The 23164-nt window shown below is 64.0% G+C and carries 16 protein-coding genes and 1 riboswitch; of the genes, 11 read left to right on the forward strand and 5 right to left on the reverse strand.

What is annotated here, in order from left to right; genetic code table 11:
• Positions 1-162: 162 nt before the first annotated feature.
• Positions 163-999, reverse strand: coding sequence for a class D beta-lactamase (blaOXA, locus tag E5K00_RS11175; RefSeq protein WP_135463300.1), 837 nt, complete (start codon positions 997-999; stop codon positions 163-165).
• Positions 1000-1287: 288 nt separating this feature from the next.
• On the opposite strand from blaOXA, the gene E5K00_RS22820 reads away from it, so the two are divergent.
• The 3 genes from E5K00_RS22820 (at position 1288) to E5K00_RS11185 (ending at position 2412) form a co-directional block, all read left to right on the forward strand.
• Positions 1288-1431, forward strand: coding sequence for a hypothetical protein (locus tag E5K00_RS22820; protein ID WP_167856835.1), 144 nt, complete (start codon positions 1288-1290; stop codon positions 1429-1431).
• A gap of 147 nt (positions 1432-1578) precedes the next feature.
• Positions 1579-2022: a hypothetical protein gene (locus E5K00_RS11180; protein ID WP_135463301.1), complete on the forward strand. Its 444-nt coding sequence runs from the start codon at positions 1579-1581 to the stop codon at positions 2020-2022.
• A gap of 51 nt (positions 2023-2073) precedes the next feature.
• Complete coding sequence (locus tag E5K00_RS11185; protein ID WP_135463302.1) at positions 2074-2412, forward strand: hypothetical protein; 339 nt, start codon at positions 2074-2076, stop codon at positions 2410-2412.
• A gap of 284 nt (positions 2413-2696) precedes the next feature.
• Here E5K00_RS11185 and E5K00_RS11190 read toward each other — a convergent pair whose 3' ends face one another.
• Both E5K00_RS11190 and E5K00_RS11195 read right to left on the reverse strand, forming a co-directional pair.
• The gene (locus E5K00_RS11190) at positions 2697-4052 is read right to left on the reverse strand and encodes a T9SS type A sorting domain-containing protein (RefSeq protein WP_135463303.1); all 1356 of its coding nucleotides are present in this window, start codon (positions 4050-4052) and stop codon (positions 2697-2699) included.
• Positions 4053-4184: 132 nt separating this feature from the next.
• Complete coding sequence (locus E5K00_RS11195; RefSeq protein ID WP_135463304.1) at positions 4185-4451, reverse strand: hypothetical protein; 267 nt, start codon at positions 4449-4451, stop codon at positions 4185-4187.
• A gap of 379 nt (positions 4452-4830) precedes the next feature.
• On the opposite strand from E5K00_RS11195, the gene E5K00_RS11200 reads away from it, so the two are divergent.
• On the forward strand, positions 4831-6174 hold the full coding sequence (locus E5K00_RS11200; protein ID WP_135463305.1) for a Gfo/Idh/MocA family protein: 1344 nt from the start codon (positions 4831-4833) through the stop codon (positions 6172-6174).
• Positions 6175-6417: 243 nt separating this feature from the next.
• Positions 6418-8448 carry a T9SS type A sorting domain-containing protein gene (locus tag E5K00_RS11205; protein ID WP_135463306.1) on the forward strand — a complete coding sequence of 677 codons (2031 nt, stop codon included), beginning with the start codon at positions 6418-6420 and terminating at the stop codon, positions 8446-8448.
• Between the two features lie 156 nt (positions 8449-8604).
• On the opposite strand, the gene E5K00_RS11210 is transcribed toward E5K00_RS11205, so the two are convergent.
• Together E5K00_RS11210 and E5K00_RS11215 are read right to left on the reverse strand one after the other, a co-directional pair.
• Complete coding sequence (locus E5K00_RS11210; protein WP_135463307.1) at positions 8605-9021, reverse strand: hypothetical protein; 417 nt, start codon at positions 9019-9021, stop codon at positions 8605-8607.
• A 627-nt stretch (positions 9022-9648) separates the two neighbouring features.
• Positions 9649-10155: a helix-turn-helix domain-containing protein gene (locus E5K00_RS11215; protein ID WP_167856836.1), complete on the reverse strand. Its 507-nt coding sequence runs from the start codon at positions 10153-10155 to the stop codon at positions 9649-9651.
• Between the two features lie 571 nt (positions 10156-10726).
• On the opposite strand from E5K00_RS11215, the gene tnpA reads away from it, so the two are divergent.
• The 6 genes from tnpA to cysD all read left to right on the forward strand — a co-directional run bounded on the left by tnpA (position 10727) and on the right by cysD (position 23152).
• The gene (tnpA, locus tag E5K00_RS11220) at positions 10727-11212 is read left to right on the forward strand and encodes an IS200/IS605 family transposase (protein ID WP_135463309.1); all 486 of its coding nucleotides are present in this window, start codon (positions 10727-10729) and stop codon (positions 11210-11212) included.
• Between the two features lie 686 nt (positions 11213-11898).
• Positions 11899-17451, forward strand: a complete 5553-nt coding sequence (locus tag E5K00_RS11225) for an alpha-2-macroglobulin (protein ID WP_135463310.1) — start codon at positions 11899-11901, stop codon at positions 17449-17451.
• Positions 17452-17535: 84 nt separating this feature from the next.
• Complete coding sequence (locus E5K00_RS11230; protein ID WP_210114297.1) at positions 17536-18171, forward strand: transposase; 636 nt, start codon at positions 17536-17538, stop codon at positions 18169-18171.
• Between the two features lie 133 nt (positions 18172-18304).
• Complete coding sequence (gene pbpC / locus E5K00_RS11235; RefSeq protein ID WP_135463311.1) at positions 18305-20668, forward strand: penicillin-binding protein 1C; 2364 nt, start codon at positions 18305-18307, stop codon at positions 20666-20668.
• A 305-nt stretch (positions 20669-20973) separates the two neighbouring features.
• A riboswitch (SAM riboswitch) is annotated at positions 20974-21064 on the forward strand.
• 287 nt (positions 21065-21351) lie between these two features.
• Positions 21352-22107, forward strand: coding sequence for a phosphoadenylyl-sulfate reductase (locus E5K00_RS11240; protein WP_135463312.1), 756 nt, complete (start codon positions 21352-21354; stop codon positions 22105-22107).
• A gap of 133 nt (positions 22108-22240) precedes the next feature.
• Positions 22241-23152 carry a sulfate adenylyltransferase subunit CysD gene (gene cysD, locus E5K00_RS11245; protein WP_135463313.1) on the forward strand — a complete coding sequence of 304 codons (912 nt, stop codon included), beginning with the start codon at positions 22241-22243 and terminating at the stop codon, positions 23150-23152.
• The last annotated feature ends 12 nt before the right edge of the window (positions 23153-23164 follow it).

Raw genomic sequence — 23164 nt, forward strand, 5'->3', positions numbered from 1 at the left:
GCCCGCCAGGTAGAGACGCAACATCTTGCGTCTCCTCGTTGAACGACTCACAGGAGCGCCGGGAGACGATTCCGTGCAACGACGAGACGCAAGATGTTGCGTCTCTACGGCATTCGGCCGCTTTTTCAGCTAACTCGAACAGCTCCTTTGCAAGAAAATAGGCTACTTGGCGGCGCCGGCCAGCAGTCCGAACTCGCGCTGCAGAATCTGCTCGGCAATGGCCCGGCGGCCCCGCACGAAGTTGTCCGTGGCCGGGCCACCGTTGGCCGGTTCGGCATTCAGGGCGAAGAAGTAGGTGCGGCCCGCCTGCTCTACCCAGCCCACGAACCAGCCATTGTCGGCACCGCTTTGCATGGTCCAGCCAGTTTTGCCGCGCAGCACCCAGCCCGGCCCCCGGCCCAGCACCAGCAGGGCTTTGGTAATAGCCTGGCTCCGGGCCGATACCGGCAGCCGGCCTTGCTGCAAACGCCGCAGAAAGTCGATTTGCTCGAACTGGGTGATGCGCGACGAGCCGGCCAGCCAGAAAGTATCCACCGTGGCCGCCGTTACGTGCATGCGGCCGAAGCGCAGCCGGGGCAGCCACTGCCGGTAGCGGCCGGCCCCGACGCGGCGGGCCAGCTGCTGGTAGCACGGCACGCACGACACGCGCAGGGCCTGGGCCACAGTCAAATCCTGGTTCCACTGCGGAAACGCGCGCCGCACCCCATCCCAGCGGAACACCTCGGCGGTATCGGCTACCGCGCCGGTTTCGAGCCCGATCAGGGTGTTGGGAATCTTGAACGTGGAGGCGGGCAGAAAGCCCTGCCGGCACCGCGCCAGGTTGTAGGCCGTGTAAGCATTGGTGCCGGCGTCGAGCACCAGAAACGAGCCGCGCAGTCCGTAGGCGGCGAAATACGCCTGAAAATCCCGCTCCGTGATGCGCGGGGACCCGGCCGGCTTGGCCGCCAGCAGCGCCAGCAGCAGCGCCAGAAAACCAAAACGAAAAAGAGAGTAGCTCATCAGATACCGCTAAAAGGAATGCCGCCCCGCGTCCGCCCGGGCCGCTGGCCGAAGAAAAAGTAGTTCGCCAATAATACGGCTTTGCGGGCAGCAGGGCGGGTTTGGCGGGGCGCGCGGCGGCCCGGCGGGTAGCCAAGTGGCAGAAACCGGGGCGGGGCATTCGGCCGAATAAGCGTACATTTGGTGGGCAGCCCCACCCCGCCACGGGCCAGCCGGACCAAACTCCCCCGGCCTGATTCGGGTATAAGGGCAGCGAAACTCACTTTTTCAAGCCTAACTTTTTTGATCATGGCCACTACCAACCAAGCCGCCGAAAGCACCCAGACGGGCGCTGCCGACCAAACCGTAACTGCCCGGGAAGCCCTCCACCACCGCGTAAAGCAGGCGCAGGAGCGTCGTCGCCAGAAGCGCAAGCGCATCCACGCGCACTAGTCGGCCCCGACTTCGCCTCTCAGCCCTGATGGTCCCCGCGGCCGTCGGGGCTTTTTTGTGGGCGGCTGCGTGTTGCCTTCCGCAGCGGGCCGCCGTATTGCCAGGGCACCGGCCCGTGGGGCGGCCCCGGTTTTTCCAGCTTTTCCTATGCGTAATCTGCTTCCGTTGCTGTTTCTGCCGGCTCTGGCCGGCTGCCACGACCCAGCGCTGGTGCGCCTGCAGGTGGTCAACGACAGCCAGGAGCAGGCAGTAGCCATTGCCGTGCGCTGCGACGGGCGCCTGGTGTTCGACACGGTGGTGGCGCGCTACCGCACCACCGACGACCGGCTGAGCCGCTACCTGCGGCTGGCCCCGGGCCCGCACCGCCTGGCCGTGGAAGCCCGCGGGCAGCGCACCCACCTCGACACCCTGCTCAATACGGTTGGTACCAACGTGCTGGGCGTCACGTTCCGCTACGACTCGCTGCCGGCCCGGACCCGCACAACCTACTTTGCCGACGGGGCGGAAGGCGAAATTACCTTCCCCGCTTTTTACGTCCGGCGCTCCTTCCGCGTGTACCAGTTTCAGACCAGCCAGCCGCTTCGTCCGTAGAAAAGCCCCCAGCCCGCATCCGGGACGAAATCTGCCGCCTTACTTTGCCGTATGCTAAAAGCCCTTTCTTGCCTGCTCATCGGTGCCCTGTGCGCCACCAGCTGCCAGCAGACGCCTGGCAACGACACCTCCATGCTGCCAACCTCCGCCGAGACGATGACGGACACCGGCGCGGCCACCGCCGACGGGGCCCGCAGTGCCGTGCGCCGCTACGTGCAGGAGCTGCCCAACGGCAACCTGTTCGTGCTCGACTCGGCCACGGCCCTGGAAGTGGATGACCACTGGCAGGTGCTGGTGCCCCGCACCGACTGGGCCGGCCGCATGCCCAACAAAGCCGGCTTCGAAGTCGACAAAAAGACCGGCGCGGTGAAGACCCTGATGGTGAAATAACCCGCCCGTACGACGAAGCTATTCAGGAAGTCGCTAGAACGTCATGTCGAACGAAGTGAGACATCTCGCGTGTAGTGGTAATCTAAGCCCCTCTCCTTTTTCGGACTCTGCGCATCAAGCAGATGCGGGTTGGGGTGAGGCGCAACGGCAGCACGCGAGATGTCTCACTTCGTTCGACATGACGTTCCCCTCTTCCTTTCTAAACAGCTTCGGCTTCAACGCACGAAAAAAGCCCGAATCAATCTTGATTCGGGCTTTTTTATGGTTCATAATACTCAAAACGCCTACTCCAGCACTACGCGGCGCGTCAGGGTGCCGGCGCGCAGCAGGTACACGCCCGGGGGCAGCTTTCCGGTGTTCAGGTGGATGGGCAGGCGGGCAGCGCCAGTTGGCAGCGCGTGGGTCAGCACCACCTGGCCCGTGCTGTTCAATAGCGTCAGCTGCTCGGCCCGCACCTCTTCGGGCAGCCGAACGGTCAGCACGCCGGCCGTGGCGGGGTTGGGGTACACCAGCAACCGCTCGGATAAAGCCGCCGCGCCGGCCGCCGCCGTGACGGTGCGGGTGCTGCGGTAGATGCCGCCGGCGAAGTTATTGCTAATGCCGCCCACCAGGCCCCCGGCCCAGCCGGTTTGGGCGTCCAGGAAGGCCACCGTGCCCCGGGGCGTGCCCTGGTCGAGCAGCGTCCAGGTCTGGCCGTAGTCGGTCGTGACGGACGAGCCGGGCGCGCGGGTGGTAAAGCCGGTGCTGACGAACGCGCCGGGGCTGCCCGGCACCCGGCACAGGCCGCTGGCGTACACGGGTCCGGTGGCCGTGAAGGGCGTCCAGGTCTGGCCCCCGTCGCGGGTGCGGCTCAGCGTGATGGTGCCGGTAGCGGCATCGTCGTAGAGAGCCAGGCCGTTGAGGGCATCACTGAAGGCCAGCTGCTTGACCTCGGGCAGGCGCGTGTTGGCCACCTGCCAGCTCAGGCCCCGATTGGTGGAGTAGAACATCCGGCCGTAGTCGGTGCCGAACCACACGCTGCTGCCCACGGCCGTGAGCAGGCCCACGCGGCCATATTCGCCGGTGATGGGCGCGGGCAGGCTGGCGGCCGGCACCCGGTTCCACTGCTGCCCGCCGTTGGTGGTAGTGTAGACCTCAAACGAGCCCCCGTTCGGGTCGCCCACGACCACGCCGTTGTCGAGGTCGAACATGTGCAAATCGTTGAGAAAGGCATCCGGGCCGGCAAAGGCGGCCGTGCTCTGGTAGGTCCAGCTCGTGCCCCCGTTGCGGCTGTAGAACACGTAGCCCCCACCCAGCCGGGAAAAGAAGGTTTCCTGGCTGTACACCCCGACCCAGACGTTGTTGGCATCCACGGCGCTGATACCGGCGTACCCGACCGACACGTTGCTGGGCGTCGCGTTGATGCCGCCGCGCACCCAGGTGGCACCCCCGTCGTTGGTGCGGCTGAAATTCCAGTAGCCGGCCCCCTGGGGTACCCCCATGCTGGTGGCAAATACCACCGTGGGGCTCACGATGCTCAGATCCTGCACGGTGGCCCGCTCCACGCCAAATTCAGCTTTTTGCTGCTGCCACTGGGCCTGGCCTGGCAGGCTGCAGCACCCGGCCAGCAGGGTAATAATAAAGAGTCGAGGTAGTAGCATAGTGTACTGGTTAGTTGGGCAGTAGCGCCGCCGGCAAAGCTACGACTTTCCATTTTTGGGCCGGTAGTATTGCCCACGAAAAAGCCCGAACCAAACCTGATTCGGGCCTTTCTGCTGTTCGATTGAAGCAGCCTACTTTTTGTTGAGCTGGTCGCGGTGCTCCTGCTCAGCGTCGGGCTGGTTGCGGCGGTCGGCGTGGTCGTCGGTGCCGTTGATGAAGTCTTCGTCGCCCTTGGCCAGGCTGTGCAGGTGGCGGATTCCGTCGCCCATTGTTACGCCGGCTTCGGTGTCGATGGTGGGCGAGGTGGTGGCGGGGTCGATGGGGTTGGCGGCCGAAGCGCCGATGGCGCCGGTGGTATCGTCAGCTTTCTTATCGTCTTTCTTAGGGGAAGTAGCCATGATTTCTGAGTGGTAAGCCGCCCCGGAAGGCAGCGGTTCGAAACGGGGGATGGCCAGGAGAAGCTGGCTGCTAAGTCTATACGCGGGGAAGCAGCCACGGTTTTTGGCGGAGCATCTCGCGTAGGGTCGTTGTTGGGCACGGACCGTCATGCAGAGCGTAGCGAAGCATCTCGCGTGCAATGGTAATCAGTTACTCTGGCAACATCAGCACGCGAGATGCTTCGCTACGCTCTGCATGACGTTCGAAAAGCAGCGCTATCCACATGCCTTGGCTCGGCCATTGGCCGGGGAATTAGCTTAGCTGCTAACAACCCGCGTCGGTTCGGGGCGTAAGCTGACGGGGTACGCTCACGCCTTCCCTACCCCGCCACTATTCTCTATGAACAACTTCCAACCCCAGCCCGCGCTGCCGCTGGCCGGCGACCCATCGCGCCGCAACTTTATTGCCCAAACCGGCCGCGGCCTGCTGGCCGTCGGCGTGGCCGGCACGCTCGGCGGGCTGCCCGCCGCCTCAGCCGCCGCTGCTACCGATCAGGCCTCAGACCTAGTGCTACAATCGGGCCCGACCGACGTGACGCTGCCCGAAATCAACGCCAGGACCGAGCCCAGGAGCAGCGGCGTGCCCAACCCCCAGCCCGTGGATCAGCGCGTGGGCTACGCCGTGGTGGGCCTGGGCCACCTCACCCTGGAAGAGCTGCTGCCGGCCCTCGCGCAGTGCAAGAAGTCGAAGCTGGTGGCCCTGGTCAGCGGCGACGCGGATAAGATGGGCAAGGTGGCCCGGCAGTACGGCATTGCGCCCCAGAACTGCTACTCGTACCAGACCTACGACAATCTGAAAGACAACCCCGCCGTGGAGGTTATCTACATCGTGCTGCCCAACTCCATGCACGCCGAGTACACCATTCGCGGGGCCCGGGCCGGCAAACACATTCTCTGCGAGAAGCCCATGGCCAACTCCGTGAAGGAGTGCGAGCAGATGATTGAGGCCTGCCAGAAAGCCGGCAAAAAGCTGATGATTGCCTACCGGATTCAGTACGAGCCCATGAACCGCAAGGTGCAGGAGATGGTGCGCGGCAACGCCTTCGGCAAAACCAAGATTATCGAGGCCACCAACACCCAGAACCAGGGCCCGCCCGACCAGTGGCGGCACAAAAAGGCCCTGGCCGGCGGCGGCGCCCTGCCCGACATCGGCCTGTACTGCCTGAACACCGTGCGCTTCCTGCTCGGCGAAGAGCCCACCGAAGTAGCGGCCCACCAGTACACCACCCCGGGCGACCCGCGCTTCACCGAGGTCGAGGAAAACATGCTCTTCACCCTGCGCTTTCCCAGCGGGGTGCTGGCCAACTGCGTCACGGGCTACGGCAGCTACACCTCCAAGCGCTACCGGGTGCAGGCCGAAACCGGCTGGATCCAGATGGACCCGGCCTTCAGCTACCACGGCCTGCGGCTGGAGCGGGCCCACGCCCCGGAAGGCACCCAGCAGCGCGAGCAGGTGGGCATTGCCGAGAAAAACCAGTTTGCCCTGGAAATGGACCACTTCTCCGACTGCGTGCGCCACAACCAGACGCCCTACACGCCCGGCGAGGAAGGCTTGCAGGACCAGCGCATCATGGAAGCCCTCTACCAGTCGGCCCGCAGCGGTGGCAAGCCCGTGAAGCTGAAGTCCGACACCAACAAGCTCGACGCCTTCCGCGGCACCCCGCCCACCGAGCACCAGAGCTAAGACCCCAGGATTCAGAGTCGGCCAACAGCCTCGCCGCCCAACCCGGGCAGCGGGGCTGTTGGCGTTTCTGCCGTCGGGGCCGGCCTTGTTCTATCGGCCCTGGCTCCGGTGTCACGCCGGCCAATAATCTGACTGGCAGTAAAATATCTGCGTCCATTATACTTATCCTATATAGATGACACATACCTTTGCCGGGAATGCTCTTCGCGAGCAACCTGCACTCCGACCTATTCCTACACCTTTATGCACCTACAACGACAGTTTTTACGCGTTGCCCTGACCGGCGTATTCGGCCTGGCCGCTACCCACCAGGCCGCCGCCCAGGCGGGCAAAAACGGGGCCCTGACGGTGAATACCACCAACGTGGTAGTCAACGCCTACACGGCCCTCACGGCCGATGCCGCAGCCGGCGCTACCAGCCTGAGCGTGAGCAGCACCAGCGGCCTGAGCAACGGCGACCTGGTGATGATTATCCAGATGCAGGGCGCCACGATTAACACCACCAATACCAGCAGCTACGGCACCATCACGGCCTACAACAACGCCGGCAACTACGAGCTGGCCGTGGTGCAGGGCCTTACCGCCACCTCCCTGGGCCTGAGCAAAGCCCTGAGCCGCAGCTATACCGCGGCCGGCAAAGTCCAGGTGGTGCGCGTTCCGCGCTATACCACGGTCACCATCAACAGCGGCGGCTCCATCACGGGCACCGCCTGGGACGGCACCACCGGCGGCGTGGTAGCCCTGGAGGCCAACGGCACCACCACCATCAACGGCAGCATCGTGGCTTCCGGCCTGGGTTTCCGGGGCGGGGCCACGGCCAATAACGGCACCAGCAACAACGCCAACTACGTGGGCACCGGCAATACCGGGGGCGAGAAAGGGGAAAGCATTGCCGGCTACGGTGCTTCCTACGCCGGCGGCAGCCGGGGCCGGGGTGCCCCGGCCAACGGCGGCGGCGGTGGCAACTCGGTGAATGCCGGCGGCGGCGGCGGGGCCAACGGGGGCGCGGTAGCCTCCTGGACCGGCACGGGCCGCCCCAGCACCTCCACTGCCGCCTGGAACTCGGCCTGGGCCCTGGAAACGCCCAGTCTGGCCGGCACTTCCTCCACCGGCGGCGGCCGGGGCGGCTACGGCGTATCCGATGACAACCTCGACGCCCTGACCGTGGGCCCCGATCAGCCCAGCTGGGGCCAGTACGGCCGCCCCAACACCGGCGGCTTCGGGGGCCGACCGCTCAACTACAGCACCGACCGCCTCTACCTGGGCGGCGGCGGCGGCACCGGCGACGGCAACACCAGCGTAGCCGGCCTCGGCGGGCGCGGCGGCGGGCTTATCTACCTGAGTGGGCCCAGCTTCGCGGGTACCGGCTCGGTGGTATCCAACGGCACGGCCGGCGGCACTTCGCAGGCCAACAACCCCTTTGCCGACGGGGCCGGCGGCGGGGGCGGCGGTGGCACCATCATCGTCAACGCCAGCGTCAGCGTCGGCGCTATTACCCTGACGGCCGACGGGGGCGCGGGCGGCAACACCGAGAATACCGTGGACAAAGGCTACGGCCCCGGCGGCGGGGGCGGCGCGGGTTACGTTGGCCTGGCCTCGAGCAGCTTTAACGGCACCGCCATTGGGCTGCGCGGCGGGGCCAATGGCGTTTCCACCTCGCCCGGCCTCACCGAGTTTCCGCCCAACGGCGCCACCTTTGGGGGCAATAACAGCCTGGTCTTCCGCAGCTTCAGCGCCAGCCCTTTGCCCGTTACCTGGAAGAGCTTCACGGCCAGCCCGGAGGGCAACCGGGTGCGACTGGCCTGGGCCACGGCCACGGAGCTGCGCACGGCCTACTTCAGCCCCGAACGCAGCACCGACGGGCGCACGTTCAGCTCTTTCGGCCAGCCCATTCCCGCGGCCGGCTCCAGCCAGACCGAGCGCCGCTACACCAGCTACGACGAGGCCCCGGCGACCCAGCCGGTGTACTACCGCATCCGGCAGGTTGATACCGATGGCGCCACCAGCTACACGCCCGTGGTGGTAGTGCAGGCCCAGAGCGGCGCCGTGGCCCCCGCGTATCCGAACCCCGTGCGGCGCGGCCAACGCCTGCACACGGCGTACTCCGCCGGCACCACCCTCCTGCTCCACGACCTGCTGGGCCGGCAACTACCGCTGATTACCGCACCGGCCGCCAATGGCACCCTCGACGTGGATACCCGCCGCCTCGCGGCCGGTCTGTATCTGCTGTCGGTACCGGGCGGCGCGGCCCAGCGCCTGGAGGTGCAGGAGTAGCACCCGCCCGCCCAGGCAGCGGGCCGCCCGCGGGGCAAGCTGAGACTCCGCTTACGGCCTACCCGCCACTCACACCAAAGCCCTTCGGAGCGCCCCGTCCCCCACGACGACGACGCTCCGAAGGGCTTTGTCTGTATAGCTTGCTTATCTGGTGGCTTATAGCGCCGCCCGGCGAGCCTCCACCTCGGTTGTCAGGGTAGCGTTTTCCAGCAGCTGCTGGGCCAGGCAGTTCAGCTCGTAGCGGCGCTTAAACTGGGCCACGATGCCGCTGGTGCCGGTGGTCTGCTCCTGGCTCAGCACGTAGATGCGGTACTCCAGGCGCTTATGCTCCCGCTGGTTTCTCTTTTTCGTCGTTCCGTCGGCCATGTTGGCCAGCAGGGTCGTCAGGGAATTGTACTCGGCCAGGGCGCCGGTCAGCTCGGCGCTCTTCTCGGTGGCCCGGCCGGTGCCGACCAGCTGCAAGTGCTGGAGCTGCGTCTGGCGGAACAGCAGCTCGGCGCGCTCCTCGGCGGCCTCGGCCAGCACCAGGTCACAGTCGGCCACGGTGGTCAATAATTCGGTGGGGTAAGCCATGATAGTAGTAGGTAAATAAGGTGAATAATGCGCCGCGGCGTGGGGCTCCGCCAGCAGCCCTAAAACGCTGCGGCTCAACGCGAATTATATGACTGCCGACTTATTTATTTTTAGGCCCCGCCCGCAGCAAGTATTTCCGCCGCCCGCCTGTCTGCCCAGCCGCGTAGCGGCGCCATGACTATAGCAGCCAAGCAAGCAACCAGCCCCAGCCGCGTAGCGGCGCCATGACTATAGCAGCCAAGCAAGCAACCAGCCCCAGCCGCGTAGCGGCGCCATGACTATAGCCTAGGAACGCAGCACAGAATGAGCCGCAGCGCGGCGCCATCCCGCCGGTCCTCGTGATGCGGTACCGTATGCCGCCGCTATGCGGCTCGTTGGTACGGAAACTACTATATCTATAGACATAACGCCGCTACGCGGCTGCTTTGGACTTGGCACGCGGGGGCTATAGATATAACGCCGCTACGCGGCTGCTTTGGACTTGGCACGCGGGGACTGTAGACATAACGCCGCTACGCGGCTGCTCCGGGCTTGGTACGCGGGGGCTATAGACGTGGTGCCGCTACGCGGCTACGTGGTGCGTGGCATGTGGGAGTGACTGGTAGGGTGCCGTTATATGGCTGGCGTCTACTCTTTCAGGTACCCGGCCAGCGCGGCCGCCTCGGCCCGCAGGCCGGCCAGGCGGGCCTCCAGCAACCGGTGCAGCGCGGGGCTGCCCTCCCCTTCCAGGGCCTGCTCGGCTTCGGCCGTGGTGGCGGCCAGCCAGAGGTGCTGCCGCTCGCCGTCGGCGGCGGGCAGCGCGGCCCGCAACGCGGGGACGGCGCGCAGCCAGGCCAGGGCGCGCTGGGCCCGGGCCTGCCCCCGCTCCAGCCGCCGCAGCAGCAGCTGGGTTTCGTAGGCCACGGCCGAGGCGCGGGTGTGCAGCATAGTGGCCTGCTCCGGGCTCAGCGGCGGCAGCGGCGCGGGCGGACCGGGCGGCGGCAGGGCCTGACTGAGCCACGCCAAAATTATTCCGGCCGAAGCGGGCAATACCCGCTGCCCGGCTTCTATCTTCGTGACCAGGTGGCGCGACACGCCCAGGGCCCCGGCCAGCTGCTCCTGGGTCAGGCCCAGGCCGGTACGAATGAGGGCCAAGTAATGCGGGGCAGGAGCCGGGGTCGAATAGCGGGGCATGGGTGCGGTTGTCTCCTTAATTAGTCGTTTCGTTTTTTTGGAGACAAGTTCATTGTCTCCTTAGTTGCTCTTAACGGATTTTAGGAGACAAAGTACGCGCCAATAGCCACGTAGCGGTGGCATATCTATAGCAACAAGCAGGTTAAAGCAAAAGCCACGCAGCGGTGGCATATCTACAGCAACAAGTAGGTTAAGGCAAAAGCCGCGTAGCGGCAGCATGTCTATAGCAACGAGCACAGGCTAAAACAAGAGCCGCGTAGCGGCGATATGTCTATAGCAATAAGGCGTGAGTTAAGGGGAAAGCCGCGTAGCGGCGGCATGTCTATAGCAATAAGGCATGGGTTAAAACAAGAGCCGCGTAGCGGCGGCATGGGTCGTGGGCTACGGAGGAGGGGGCCGAATGGCGCCGCTACGCGGCTGGGGTCATTCGGCCGTATCAAGGTTGCAGGGCTAACGCCAGCGTGCGGCTGATAATCCGCTTGTTGAATGCTATATTGAGGGTTGTTTATCGGTCTGTTAACGGACTATACCTATGGCGAATACTTACTCTCAGCTCTACCTACACGTAGTATTCGCGGTGGCTGGGCGGGCCCGCCTGATCCCTGCGCGGCATCAGCAAGAGCTGAACCGCTACATCACGGGTATCGTCACCAACAAGGGACAGAAGCTGCTGGCAGTAAACGGTATGCCTGACCACCTGCATCTGCTGCTGAACCTGCGGCCTGATGTAGCCCCTTCCGACATCGTACGGGATATCAAAGCCAACTCTGCCCGGTTCATCAACGAACAGCGGTGGCTGCCGGGTGGGCGCTTTGAGTGGCAGCGTGGGTTTGGAGCGTTTTCCTATGCGGCCTCGCAGCTTGCTACGGTTATTCGCTACATCGAACAGCAGCCCCAACACCATGCCACCCGTACGTTCGGCGAAGAATACCGAAGCCTACTGCGCTTGTTCGGAGTGCCCTACGACGAGCAGTATCTCTTCTCTGATCCTTACGCAGCGCCTGACTCGGCCGAATGATGCTGTAGGTGTCAAGGGCCCATCCCACGGGCAATTACACCAGTAAGAAATAGAACCCCAGCCGCGCAGCGGCACCATGTCTATAGCCATCAAGTTAGTACACGTCTCCAGCCGCGTAGCGGCGCCATGTCTATAGCCGCCAAGTTAGTACACATACCCAGCCGCGTAGCGGCGCCATGTCTATAGCCGCCAAGTTAGTACACATACCCAGCCGCGTAGCGGCGCCATGTCTATAGCTGCCAGGTTAGTACACATACCCAGCCGCGTAGCGGCGCCATGTCTATAGCCGCCAGGTTAGTACACATACCCAGCCGCGTAGCGGCGCCATGTCTATAGCCGCCAGGTTAGTACGCATACCCAGCCGCGTAGCGGCGCCATGTCTATAGCCGCCAGGTTAGTACACATACCCAGCCGCGTAGCGGCGCCATTCGGCACCCTCTTCCGTAGCCCACGACCCATGCCGCCGCTGTGCGGCTTTTCCCTTAACCTGTGCTCGTTGCTATAGACATGCCGCCGCTGTGCGGCTCTTGCTTTGACTCGCACCTTGTTGCTATAGACATGCTGCCGCTGTGCGGCTTACTGGCGTTGCACTAGCTACTGTTAGCTAGGAATATATCCATCCCGCCTTCACCGCATATCCTCCTTTTTCTATACCTTCCCGCGTCCATTTTCTTCCCCTTATCCTTATGCTTATCCCCCGCTTATCTCGCCTGCTACCGCTGGTGTGGCTGGTAGTACTATGCGCCTGCTCCAAGTCGGGCTCCAATGCTGATTCCAGTGCCGAGGGCGAGGAAATCAGCCCGTATCAGAACATCGTCTTCACCTTCGATGAGCCCGTGGGCGAGGGCCGCGTGAGCCGCTGGGACACGCTGCAGTACGTGCAGTTTGAGCCCGCCGTGCGGGGCAAGTTCAAGTGGACCAGCGACCGGGAGCTGACCTTCTCCCCCTCCGAGCCCTTCCGGCCCGCCACGGCGTTTGAAGCGCAGTGGCGGCCGGTGGCCCTGGAGGCGCTCAAGCTCAAGAAAGAGCCCCCGCTGAGCAAGCGCAAGTTTCACACCCCGGGCCTGACGATGCACGAGCCCCAGCTGTTCTGGAGCCAGAGCCGGCGGGTGGCGGGCACGGCCGAGATGCGCGCCAATCTGCTGTTCAACTACGCCGTGAAACCGGCCGATATTCAGCCCCTGCTCAAGGTGACGCAGGACGGCAAGCCCGTGGCCTTCGAGGTAGTATCAGCGGAGGCCGACAGCGTGGTGGGCGTGGCCCTGACCCAGGACGTGCGCCCCGGCTCGCCGGTCACGCTGGAGCTGGCGCCCGGTCTGCACCCCGCCGGCTCCGACCGGGCCACCACCAAGCCGTTGGTGGCGCAAGTAGCCGTGCCCGACCCGCAAACCCTGCTCGTGCGCGAGGTGGTGGCCTCCATCGTGGAGGGCGACCCGGTTATTACGGTGCTCACCAACCAGCCCGTCTCGGCCGCCGAAATACCGGCCCTGCTGACCGTGGAGCCGGCCGTGGACTACTCGGTGGAAGCCCTGGAAAGCGGCTTTACCCTCAAGGGCGGCTTCGACGTGGATAAAACGTACCAGATTAGCTTGCGCAGCGGCTTGCGCGGGGCCCTGGGCGGACAGCTGCCGGAGCCCTTCACCCAGACGGCTTCGTTCGTGGATGAGCGGCCCAGTTTGAGCTTCGCCAACGGCGACAAGGCCATGTACCTCGACGCGCTGGGCACTCGCAACCTGGGCGTGCGCATCGCCGAAATCGAGAAGGTGCAGGTCACCATTGCCAAGGTCTACGCCAACAACATTCAGCAGCTGTTGCGCGGCGGCCAGCAGTACGGCTACGACTACGACGAGGAAGGCAATGACGAAGGCGACGGCGACGGGGGCTACCAGGACAAGTCGTACAACTACTACGACGTGGAGCAGCTGGGCAACGTGCTGACCGAGCGCACCTACACCGTGGCGGCCATGCCCAAGGAAAACGGCCTGCGCCTGCTCAACCTGAGCTTCAAGGACCTGGAGTTTACCGGCCCCATGAAGGGCCTCTACGTGGTGAAGGTGCAGGACACCGAGCGGCAGTGGCTGCAAGTCAGCAAGCTGGTGTCGGTGTCGGATATCGGCCTGATTGTGAAGCAGGGCAAGGCCGGCCGCACGCTGGTCTTCGCCAACTCCATCCGCTCGGCCAAGCCCCTGGGCGGGGTCAACGTGCGCTTCGTGAGCTCCAACAACCAGGTCATCAGCAGCGCCACCACCAACAGCGCCGGCGTGGCCCTCTTCGATAGTACCGCCGCTACCAGCCGCTTCCGCCTGACGATGGTGACGGCCCAGCGCGAGTCGGACTTCACCTTCCTGAATCTGCCCAGCAGCCGGGTCGAAACCTCGCGCTTCGACGTGGGCGGCCTGCAAAGCAACGCGGCCCGCTACCAGGCCTTCCTCTACGGCGACCGGGACCTGTACCGCCCCGGCGACACCATCCAAACCAACACCGTGATTCGGACCGAGGGCTGGCAGGCCCCGCCGGCCAACCTGCCGGTGAAAATCCGGCTGCTGCTGCCCACGGGCAAGGAATACGCCAGCCTGCGCAAGAAGCTCTCGGCCGACGGCTCGTTCGAGTCGCGCTTCATTCTGCCCGCCGGCGTCATGACCGGCCTCTACACCCTGGAAGTCTTGACCGGCAACGACGTGCTGCTCACGTCACGCACCGTGTCGGTGGAGGAGTTCATTCCCGACCGGCTAAAGGTGACGGTGAAAGCCGCGCCGGCCGTCGTGGGGCCGGGTCAGGCGGTGAATGCCAACATCACGGCCCTGAACCTGTTTGGCCCCCCGGCCTCCGACCGGAAGTTCGAGGTCGAATTCTCGCTCAAGGAAAAACCCTTCCGCCCCAAGAAGTACGCCGACTACACCTTCAGCATCAACACCGGCGAGAACAAGCGCCGCAATTACGCCCAGGAAGAAAGCAGCTCGATTTCTGACCGGTTCGAGAAAACCGTGCGCGAAGGCACCACCGACGCCAGCGGCAACGGCACGGCCACCTACGACGTGCCCGACTACCAGGACCTAGGCACCCTGGAAGGCTCGGCCTTTGCCACGGTGTTCGACGAAAGCGGCCGGCCCGTGAACCGCCTGGCCACCTTCGAGGTGCAGACCCAGCCGGTGATGTTCGGCATTCAGTACCTGCCCGAGCTGGTCAGCACCCGCCAGGCCCAGACCCTGCGCTTCGTGGCCCTGACGCCCAAAACGGCCCAGCCCACCCGGGCCGAAGCCCAGATCAAGGTGGTGCGCCTGCTGTGGGAAACGGTGATTGAGCGCCAGGGTGGGCGCTACCGCTACACCTCCCAGAAGCGCGAACAGGCCATCCTGACCCAGAACCGCACGATTGACGCGGCCACCACGCTCGACTTCACCCCGGCCTCCTCGGGCGAGTACGAGGTGCGCGTGGCCCGGCCGGGCGCGGCGACCTACGTGGCCAGCCGCTTCTACGCCTACGGCTACGGCGATACGCAGAGCAACTCCTTCGAGGTGAATAACGAGGGCGAAGTCACGATTGAGGCCGACAAGGATAAATACCAGCCGGGCGACGTGGCCAAGCTGCTGCTCAAAACGCCCTTCGCCGGCCGGGTGCTCATCACCGTGGAGCGCGACAAGGTGCTCGACCATTTCTACGTCGATACCGATGAGAAGTCGGCCCGCGTGAGCATCCCGATTCGGGGCAACCACGTGCCCAACATCTACGTGACGGCCACCGCTATCCGCGAAATCACCGACAACCGCCTGCCGCTGACCGTGGCCCGGGGCTTCGTGCCGCTGACGGTGGAAAAGCCCGGCACCAGGCTGCCCGTGGCCCTGAAAGTAGCCGCCCAGAGCCGCTCCCAGACCTGGCAGACCATCGAGGCCAGCACCGCCCCTGGCGCGGCCGTGACCTTTGCCGTGGTCGATGAGGGCATCCTGCAGATGAAGGACTACCGCACGCCCGACCCCTACGGCTACTTCTACCAGAAGCGCGCCCTGGAGGTGCAGGCCTACGACGTGTACCCCTTCCTGCTGCCCGAGCTGGGCACCAGCTCCTCCGGCGGCGACGGGGCCGACCTCTCCCGCCGCACCACGCCCGTGCCCTCGCGCCGGGTGAAGCTGCTGGCCAAGTGGAGCGGCGTATTACGGGCCGATGCCAACGGCAAAGTGCGCTACAAAGTGCGCATCCCGCAGTTCAGCGGGGCCGTGCGCGTCATGGCCGTGGCCTACAAGGGCGACGCCTTCGGCTCGGCCGAGCAAACCATGCGCGTCGCCGACCCGGTGGTTATCAGCACCAGCCTCCCCCGCTTCCTCAGCCCCGGCGACACGATTGACGTGCCCGTGACGCTGACGAATACGACGGGGAAACCCATCAATGGCATGGTGGGACTTAAGCTCGGGAATGAGCAAGAGTGGAAAATGAGAACAGGAATACTACGGACAATACCTAGTAAAGAGGAATTGGAGAGTGGCGCAATGCTTCACTTCAGGGGTTCTAGTGTCAATATCTCTATTCCTGCTAATACTGAGCGCCGAGTTAAATTCCGAATTCTTGCGGAAGCAATAGGCAACGGAACTGTTGGGGTCGAAGTAATACCTAGCAATGGTCAGTTGAATGGCAACCGTTTGCTTGAAACCATCGAAATACCCGTCCGTCCCGCTTCTCCGCTGGAAAAGGTATCCGGCTCGGGGGTGGTGAAGGGCGGCAGCAACCAGGCGCTGAACCTGAAGACCAACTTCCTGCCGGCCACGCTGCGCAGTCAGTTGGTGGTGAGCCGCTCGCCGATGACGGAATTTGCCAAGGATTTGCGCTACCTGCTGCAATACCCCTACGGCTGTTTGGAGCAAACCGTGTCGGCGGCCTTCCCGCAGCTCTACTACGCGGATCTGACGGCCACGCTCAGCCAGAAAACCGGCAAGCAGGCCAAGGGTACGCGCTTCAACCCCAACTACAACGTGCAGGAGGCCATCCGCAAAATCGAGTCCCAGCAGCTCTACAACGGCAGCCTGAGCTACTGGCCCGGCGGCGACTACGACAACTGGTGGGCCACGACCTACGCCGCCCACTTCCTGCTCGAAGCCCAGCGCGCCGGCTTCGAAGTCAACAAGGGCCACCTCGACAAGGTGCTGCAATACCTGCAGGCCCGCACCCGCAAGCGCGAAACCGAGGAGTACGACTACTTCGACGTGAGTACCATTGCCCGCCGTAAGGTCATTGCCAAAAAGGAAATTCCCTACAGCCTCTACGTGCTGGCGTTGGCCGGCCGCCAGGATGCCGTGGCCCTGAACTACTACAAGTCGAACCGGCAGCTGCTGGCCCAGGACTCGCGCTTCCTGCTGGCGGCGGCCCAGGCCGTGGGCGGCAACCAGCAAGCCTACCGCGACCTGCTGCCCACCACCTTCACCGAAACCGCCGCCCACCGCGCCTTCGACGGCTCGTTCTACTCCCCCATCCGCGACGAGGCCCTGGTGCTCAACTCCCTGCTCGAAGTGGACCCCGGCAATGCCCTGGTGCCCAAGCTCACCCGCCAGCTCAGCCGCCAGGTGAAGCAGGCCTCGTGGCTCAACACCCAGGAACGGGCCTTTTCGCTGCTGGCCCTGGGCAAAGTAGCCCGCCAAAACGCCAAGAGCACCGCCACTGCCACGCTGCTGGCCGATGCCCGGGAAATCGGCAAGTTCACGGGCACCGACCTGACGGTAAACAACGTGGCTAACCGCCAGGTGGCATTGCGCACCGCCGGCACCGGCAGCCTGTACTACTTCTGGGAAACTGAGGGCGTGTCGGCCACCAACACCGTGCGGCAGGAAGACAGCTTCCTCAAAGTGCGCCGCGAGTTCCTGGACCGCACCGGCAAGCCCGTGGGCTCGGCCACCTTCCGCCAAAACGACCTGGTGGTGGTGCGCATCACGATTCAGTCGGCCGACGCGGCCGGCACGGTGCCCAACGTGGCCATTACCGACCTGCTGCCCGCCGGCCTGGAAATCGAGAATCCGCGCATTGGGGCCGTGCGCGACATCGACTGGGCCAAGGACGCCGCCACGCCCGACTACCTGGACCTGCGCGACGACCGGATCAACCTGTTCACTACCGTTTCAACTTCGCCCAAGTCGTTCTACTACGTGGCCCGGGCCGTGTCGAAGGGCACCTTCCGCCTGGGCCCGGTCAGTGCCGACGCCATGTACAACGCCGAGTACCACAGCTACAACGGTGCCGGCGTGGTGCGGGTGCGGTAGAAACGCAAGATGTTGCGGCTCGTCGTTGAACGACCGGCACCGCGCTTTCGCAAGGCCAGCGCGGTACCGTAGAGACGCAACATCTTGCGTCTCGTCGTTGGACGACCGGCACCGCGCTTTTATAACAACATCAGCAACGACGAGACGCAAGATGTTGCGTCTCTACCGCATATGGACAACGGGCTTTACCAGGACAAATACCGTACGGCATCTACTCGTTGGCCGGGTTATGATTACGGTGAGAGCGGCATCTACTTCGTTACGATCTGCACGCAAAGCCGACACCGGTATTTCGGAGAAATATCCGTCGTCAGCGTGCCGGAGGAAGCAAGCGTACTGGTCCCGACGGCCTTGGGACAGCGCGCCGGGCAGTGCTGGCAGGAGATTCCGCAGCATTTTGCTTTCGCCGTTCCCGACGCCTTCGTCGTCATGCCCGACCACGTGCACGGTATTCTGATCTTTGCCAAACCTACCTCGGCAACCAGTAGGCTAGGCACTTTCGGTCCGCAAAGCCAGAACCTGGGCTCCGTAGTGCGGGGCTTTAAGGTCGGGGTAAAGGGCTGGGCCAGCCGCCACGGCCACACCTTTGCCTGGCAGAGCGGGTATTTTGACCGGGTAATTCGTAACGACGCGGAGTTGGAAAAGGCCCGCCAGTATATCCTCAACAACCCCACCCAGTGGGCCGCCGACCATGAAAAGCCCAATAGCCTGTTCCGGTAGAGACGCAACATCTTGCGTCTCGTCGTTGAACGACCGGCACCGCGCTTTTATAATAACGTCAGCAACAACCGGCACCACGCTTTTATAACAACATCAGCAACGACGAGACGCAAAATATTGCGTCTCTACCACCATGCAGCGTCACTTTTGGTTACGAATCGTACTGGGTACTGCTACTCTGCTGCTGACGCTGCTCGGCCTCGACGCGGCGTTTCCGCTGCCGCCGGCGCCGCAGTACTCGCCCATCGTGCTGGCCGCCGACGGCGCGGTGCTGCACGCCTTTCTGAACCCGACCCAGAAGTGGCGCATGAAAACCGAGCTGCGCGAAATCACGCCGGCCCTGCGCGCTACCATTATCGAGAAGGAAGACCGGTATTTCTACTACCATCCGGGTGTCAATCCGCTGGCGCTGGTGCAGGCGGCCGGGCGCAACCTGTTTGGGCGGGGCCGCACCACCGGGGCCAGCACCATTACCATGCAGGTGGCCCGCCTGCTGGAACCCAAGGAGCGGACCGTGGGCAACAAGCTGCTGGAAATGCTGCGCGCCCTGCAGCTGGAAGCCCACTACAGCAAGCCCGAAATCCTGCAGCTCTACCTGAACCTGGTGCCCTACGGCGGCAACATCGAGGGCGTGAAGTCGGCGGCCCTGCTCTACTTCCAGCAGCCCCCCGACTACCTTTCCCTGGCCCAGACCGTGACGTTGGCCATCATCCCGAACCGGCCGCGGGGCTTGGTGCTGGGCCGGCACAACGCGGCCATCCGGCAGGAGCGCAACCGGTGGCTGCGCCGTTTCGGAGAGCAGAGCCTGTTTCCCCGGCCGGACATTGCCGATGCCCTGCTCGAGCCGCTGGACGTGCAGCGTCACGCGGCCCCCACGCTGGCGCCCCACCTGGCCCGGCGGCTGGTGCGGCAGTTTCCCGGCCGGGCCAGCATAGCCTCCACGTTGCAGCGCGGTAAGCAGGCCAAGGCCGAGGATCTGACCCGCAACTACGTGCGCCGCCTGCGGGAGCTGGGCATCAGCAACGCGGCCGTGCTGGTGGTCAACAACCGCACCCGGGCCGTGGAAGCCTACGTGGGCTCGGCCGACTTCCAGGACAGCTTCACCAAAGGCCAGAACGATGGGGTGCAGGCCGTCCGCTCGCCGGGCAGCACGCTCAAGCCCTTCCTCTACGCCCTGGCGCTGGACCAAGGCCTGGTGACGCCCAAGCTGCTGCTGCCCGACGTGCCGACCAACTTCGGCGGCTACCAGCCCGAAAACTTCGACAAGCGCTGCAACGGCGAAGTGCCCCTGGACCGCGCCCTGGCCTATTCGCTCAACATTCCGGCCGTGCGGGTGCTCTCGGAGCTGGGCGTGCCCACCTTTACCACCCAGCTGCGGGCCGCCGGCTTCCGCACCGTGGCCAAACGTGCCCCCCACCTGGGCTTGAGCACCATTCTGGGCGGCTGCGGGGCCACGCTCGAAGAGCTGACCAACCTCTACGTGACCCTGGCGGCCGGTGGGCAGTACGGGCCCCTGCGCTTCGCCAGTAATAGTGAAGAGCGAAGAAGTAGAAATGAGCCGGCAGCCCCGGGCCGGAAGCAACAGCAGTCAGCCAAACCAACCCAACACTCAACCCTCTTTTCCGAGGCCTCGGCGTTTCTCATCACCGACATCCTGGCCCAGCTCACCCGCCCCGATTTGCCCGTGGGCTACGAAACCAGCCTCCGCCTGCCCAAGATTGCCTGGAAAACCGGCACCAGCTACGGCCGCCGCGACGCCTGGAGCATCGGCTACAACCGGGAGTACACCATCGGGGTGTGGGTGGGCAACTTCAGCGGGCAGGGCAGCCCGGCCCTCACCGGCTCCGACATTGCCACGCCCCTGCTCTTCGACTTGTTTAACACGCTGGCCTACAACTCGCCCAACAACTGGTTTCAGCCGCCCGCCAGCCTCGATTTCCGGCTGGTGTGCGCCGAAACCGGCCGGCCGCCGGGCGAGAATTGCCCCAACCAGATTATCGACTACTTCCTGCCCGGCGTGTCGGCCGGGCTGCGCTGCCAGCACCAGAAAGAGGTCCTGCTTTCGGCCGACGGGCAATACACCTACTGCCGGGCCTGCGCGCCGGCCACCGGCTACCGGCGCGAACTGTACCCCAACCTGCTGCCGGAAGTGGCCGCTTTCAAGGAAGCCCAGGGCATACCCTACCGCCGCCAGCCGCCCCACAACCCCGCCTGCCAGCTCGTGCGCGGCGGCCGCGACCAGGCCCCGGGCATTACCTCGCCCCTGGCCAACACCGAGTACGTGCTGACCAAAGGCGAGCAGCAACAGCTGCTGCTGAGCTGCACCACCGACAACGAGGTACGCCAGGTGTCGTGGTACGTCAACGACCAGTTTCTGCGCACGGCCGCGGCTACCGAGCGGGTATTCTTCCGCCCGCCGACTGGCGCGGTCAAGATTTCCTGCGCCGATGACCACGGCCGCAATACGGACATTCAGATTGTGGTAAACGAGTTGTAAGACCAGTTCCGGCCCGCAACTCGTAGCACTGTAGCCGGGCTCTACGGTCAATTTATGCCGTGCGGAAATAAGACAAGGTTGCCAGCAGTCATAGCTTAGTGCAATATCCATCATAACTTTAGGTAATAATAATTTTGGAATACAACTATACTGCCCATAGTTTACATCCAATCACAACAACTTGCATTACAATAATTTACATCCAATACCAACAGTAATCAATCAGCTATCCGCATTATAACTTGCAATTATGAAATTCCTGCTATTACCTTTGTAGTACCAATTCTTTCCCCATCAAAGGATTGTTTTTATACAGAGGCGTGGAGAGACAGGCTCGACGAAGCGCCGGCAACCACCGCAAATGCGGAACGGTGCCAAGTCCTGACCATATAAAAACAACGTCGTCGTGAAAACCTTGTCCAACGCCCGCACTTCTTCTCCGACCTTCTCTGCTGCTTTACAGCCTGGATGTTGTGGCATGATGATGTGCTGTCGGTGTTGGTAGCAGGCCACGTCCCTTCCTTTTCCTGCCGTGCCCTAAGCTCCGTTAGCTGAGCTGCTTGGGCACAACCTTTTTCCTGACTACCGCAGGTTAGTCGGCCCGCCGCCGCGCTACGCTTTAGCGCCCCGGGCATCCCGAAAGCCGGTGTTTCCGCTGCGGAAAACCACATCCTCTTCGAATCATGCAAGTAGCCTCTGAGGCGCTGGTCCCGAACCTGCGCCAGCAGCTCGCCGGGCGTTCCGCCGTGGAAGTGCTGACGGCCGTAGCCGCGCAGTTTCCCGGTACTGCCACGTTCTCGACGTCCTTCGGCCTGGAAGACCAGATCATCACCCACCTGATTTTCGAGCACCACCTGCCGATTAAGGTTTTCACCCTGGACACGGCCCGCAACTTCCAGGAAACCTATTCCACCTGGAATAAAACCCTGCGGCGCTACGGCCAGGCCATTGAGCCCTACTTCCCGCAGCAGGCCAGCGTAGAGCAGCTCCTGCGCGAAAAAGGCCCCAACAGCTTCTACGACAGCGTGGACAACCGCAAGGAGTGCTGCGGCATCCGGAAAGTAGAACCGCTACGCCGGGCCTTGCGGGGCCAGCAGGCCTGGTTTACCGGCATCCGGGCCGAGCAGTCGGCCAACCGCCAGGACATGCACGCGGTGGAGTGGGACGCCGGCCACCAGCTCCTCAAGTTTCACCCCTTGTTCGATTGGACTTTCGAGCAGTGCTGGGACTTTGTGCACGCGCACAGCATCCCGTTCAACCCGCTGCACCAGCAGGGCTTCGTGAGCATCGGCTGCGCGCCCTGCACCCGGGCCATCCGGGCCGGCGAGGATTTCCGGGCCGGGCGTTGGTGGTGGGAAGACCAGTCGGCCAAGGAGTGCGGCCTGCACGGCACCCACAACGGCCCCGACCCGGTGGTGGAGCCGGTTTTGGCCAATTAGTCCGCTTGTCATCCTGAGCTTTGCGAAGGACCTTATCACACCAGAACGAGTCGGTGCAACGATACTCGTTCAACTGCCAAAGGTCCTTCGCTCTGCTCAGGATGACAGAATAAACAACTGACATCAGAGCTATATGAGTACCCCCCATTTCGATTACCTCGACCGGCTCGAAGCCGAAGCCATTCATATTCTGCGGGAAGTAGCGGGCCAGTTTGAGCGGCCAGCCCTGCTGTTTTCGGGCGGCAAAGACTCCATCGTGCTGACGCGCCTGGCCGAAAAAGCCTTCCGCCCCGGCCGCTTCCCCTTCCCGCTGGTCCACGTCGATACCGGCCACAACTTCCCCGAGGTGCTCCAGTTCCGCGACGCGCTGGCCGCCGAGCTGGGCGAAAAGCTCATCGTGCGCTCGGTGGAGGACACCATCAAGCGGCAGCGCCTGCGCGAGCCGGGCGGCAAGTTTCCTAGCCGCAACCCGCTGCAAACCTACACCTTGCTCGAAACCATCGAAGAGTTTCAGTTTGACGCCTGCATCGGCGGGGCCCGGCGCGACGAGGAAAAGGCCCGGGCCAAGGAGCGCATCTTCTCGGTGCGCGACGAGTTCGGGCAGTGGGACCCCAAGCGGCAGCGGCCCGAGCTCTGGAACGTGTACAACGGCCGGATTCAGCGCGGCGAAAACGTGCGCGTGTTCCCGATTTCGAACTGGACCGAGCTGGACGTGTGGCGCTACATTCAGCGCGAAAACATTGCCCTGCCCAGCATCTACTTCGGCCACCCGCGCACCTGCGTGGTGCTGCCCAGCGGCCAGCTTTTGGGCCTGAATGAGCACCTGCGCCTCGACGAAACCGACGAAATCGTGGAGCGCCAGGTCCGCTTCCGCACCGTCGGTGACTCGACCTGCACCGCCGCCGTGGAAAGCGACGCGGCCACCATCGACGACATCATCCAGGACCTGCTCAGCGCCAAAGTCAGCGAGCGGGGCGCTACCCGCCTCGACGACAACATCTCCGAAGCCGGCATGGAAGACCGCAAACGCAACGGCTATTTCTAAACGGTGAATTAG

Origin of the sequence: Hymenobacter aquaticus, from assembly GCF_004765605.1 — a bacterium.
Lineage (GTDB): Bacteria > Bacteroidota > Bacteroidia > Cytophagales > Hymenobacteraceae > Hymenobacter > Hymenobacter aquaticus.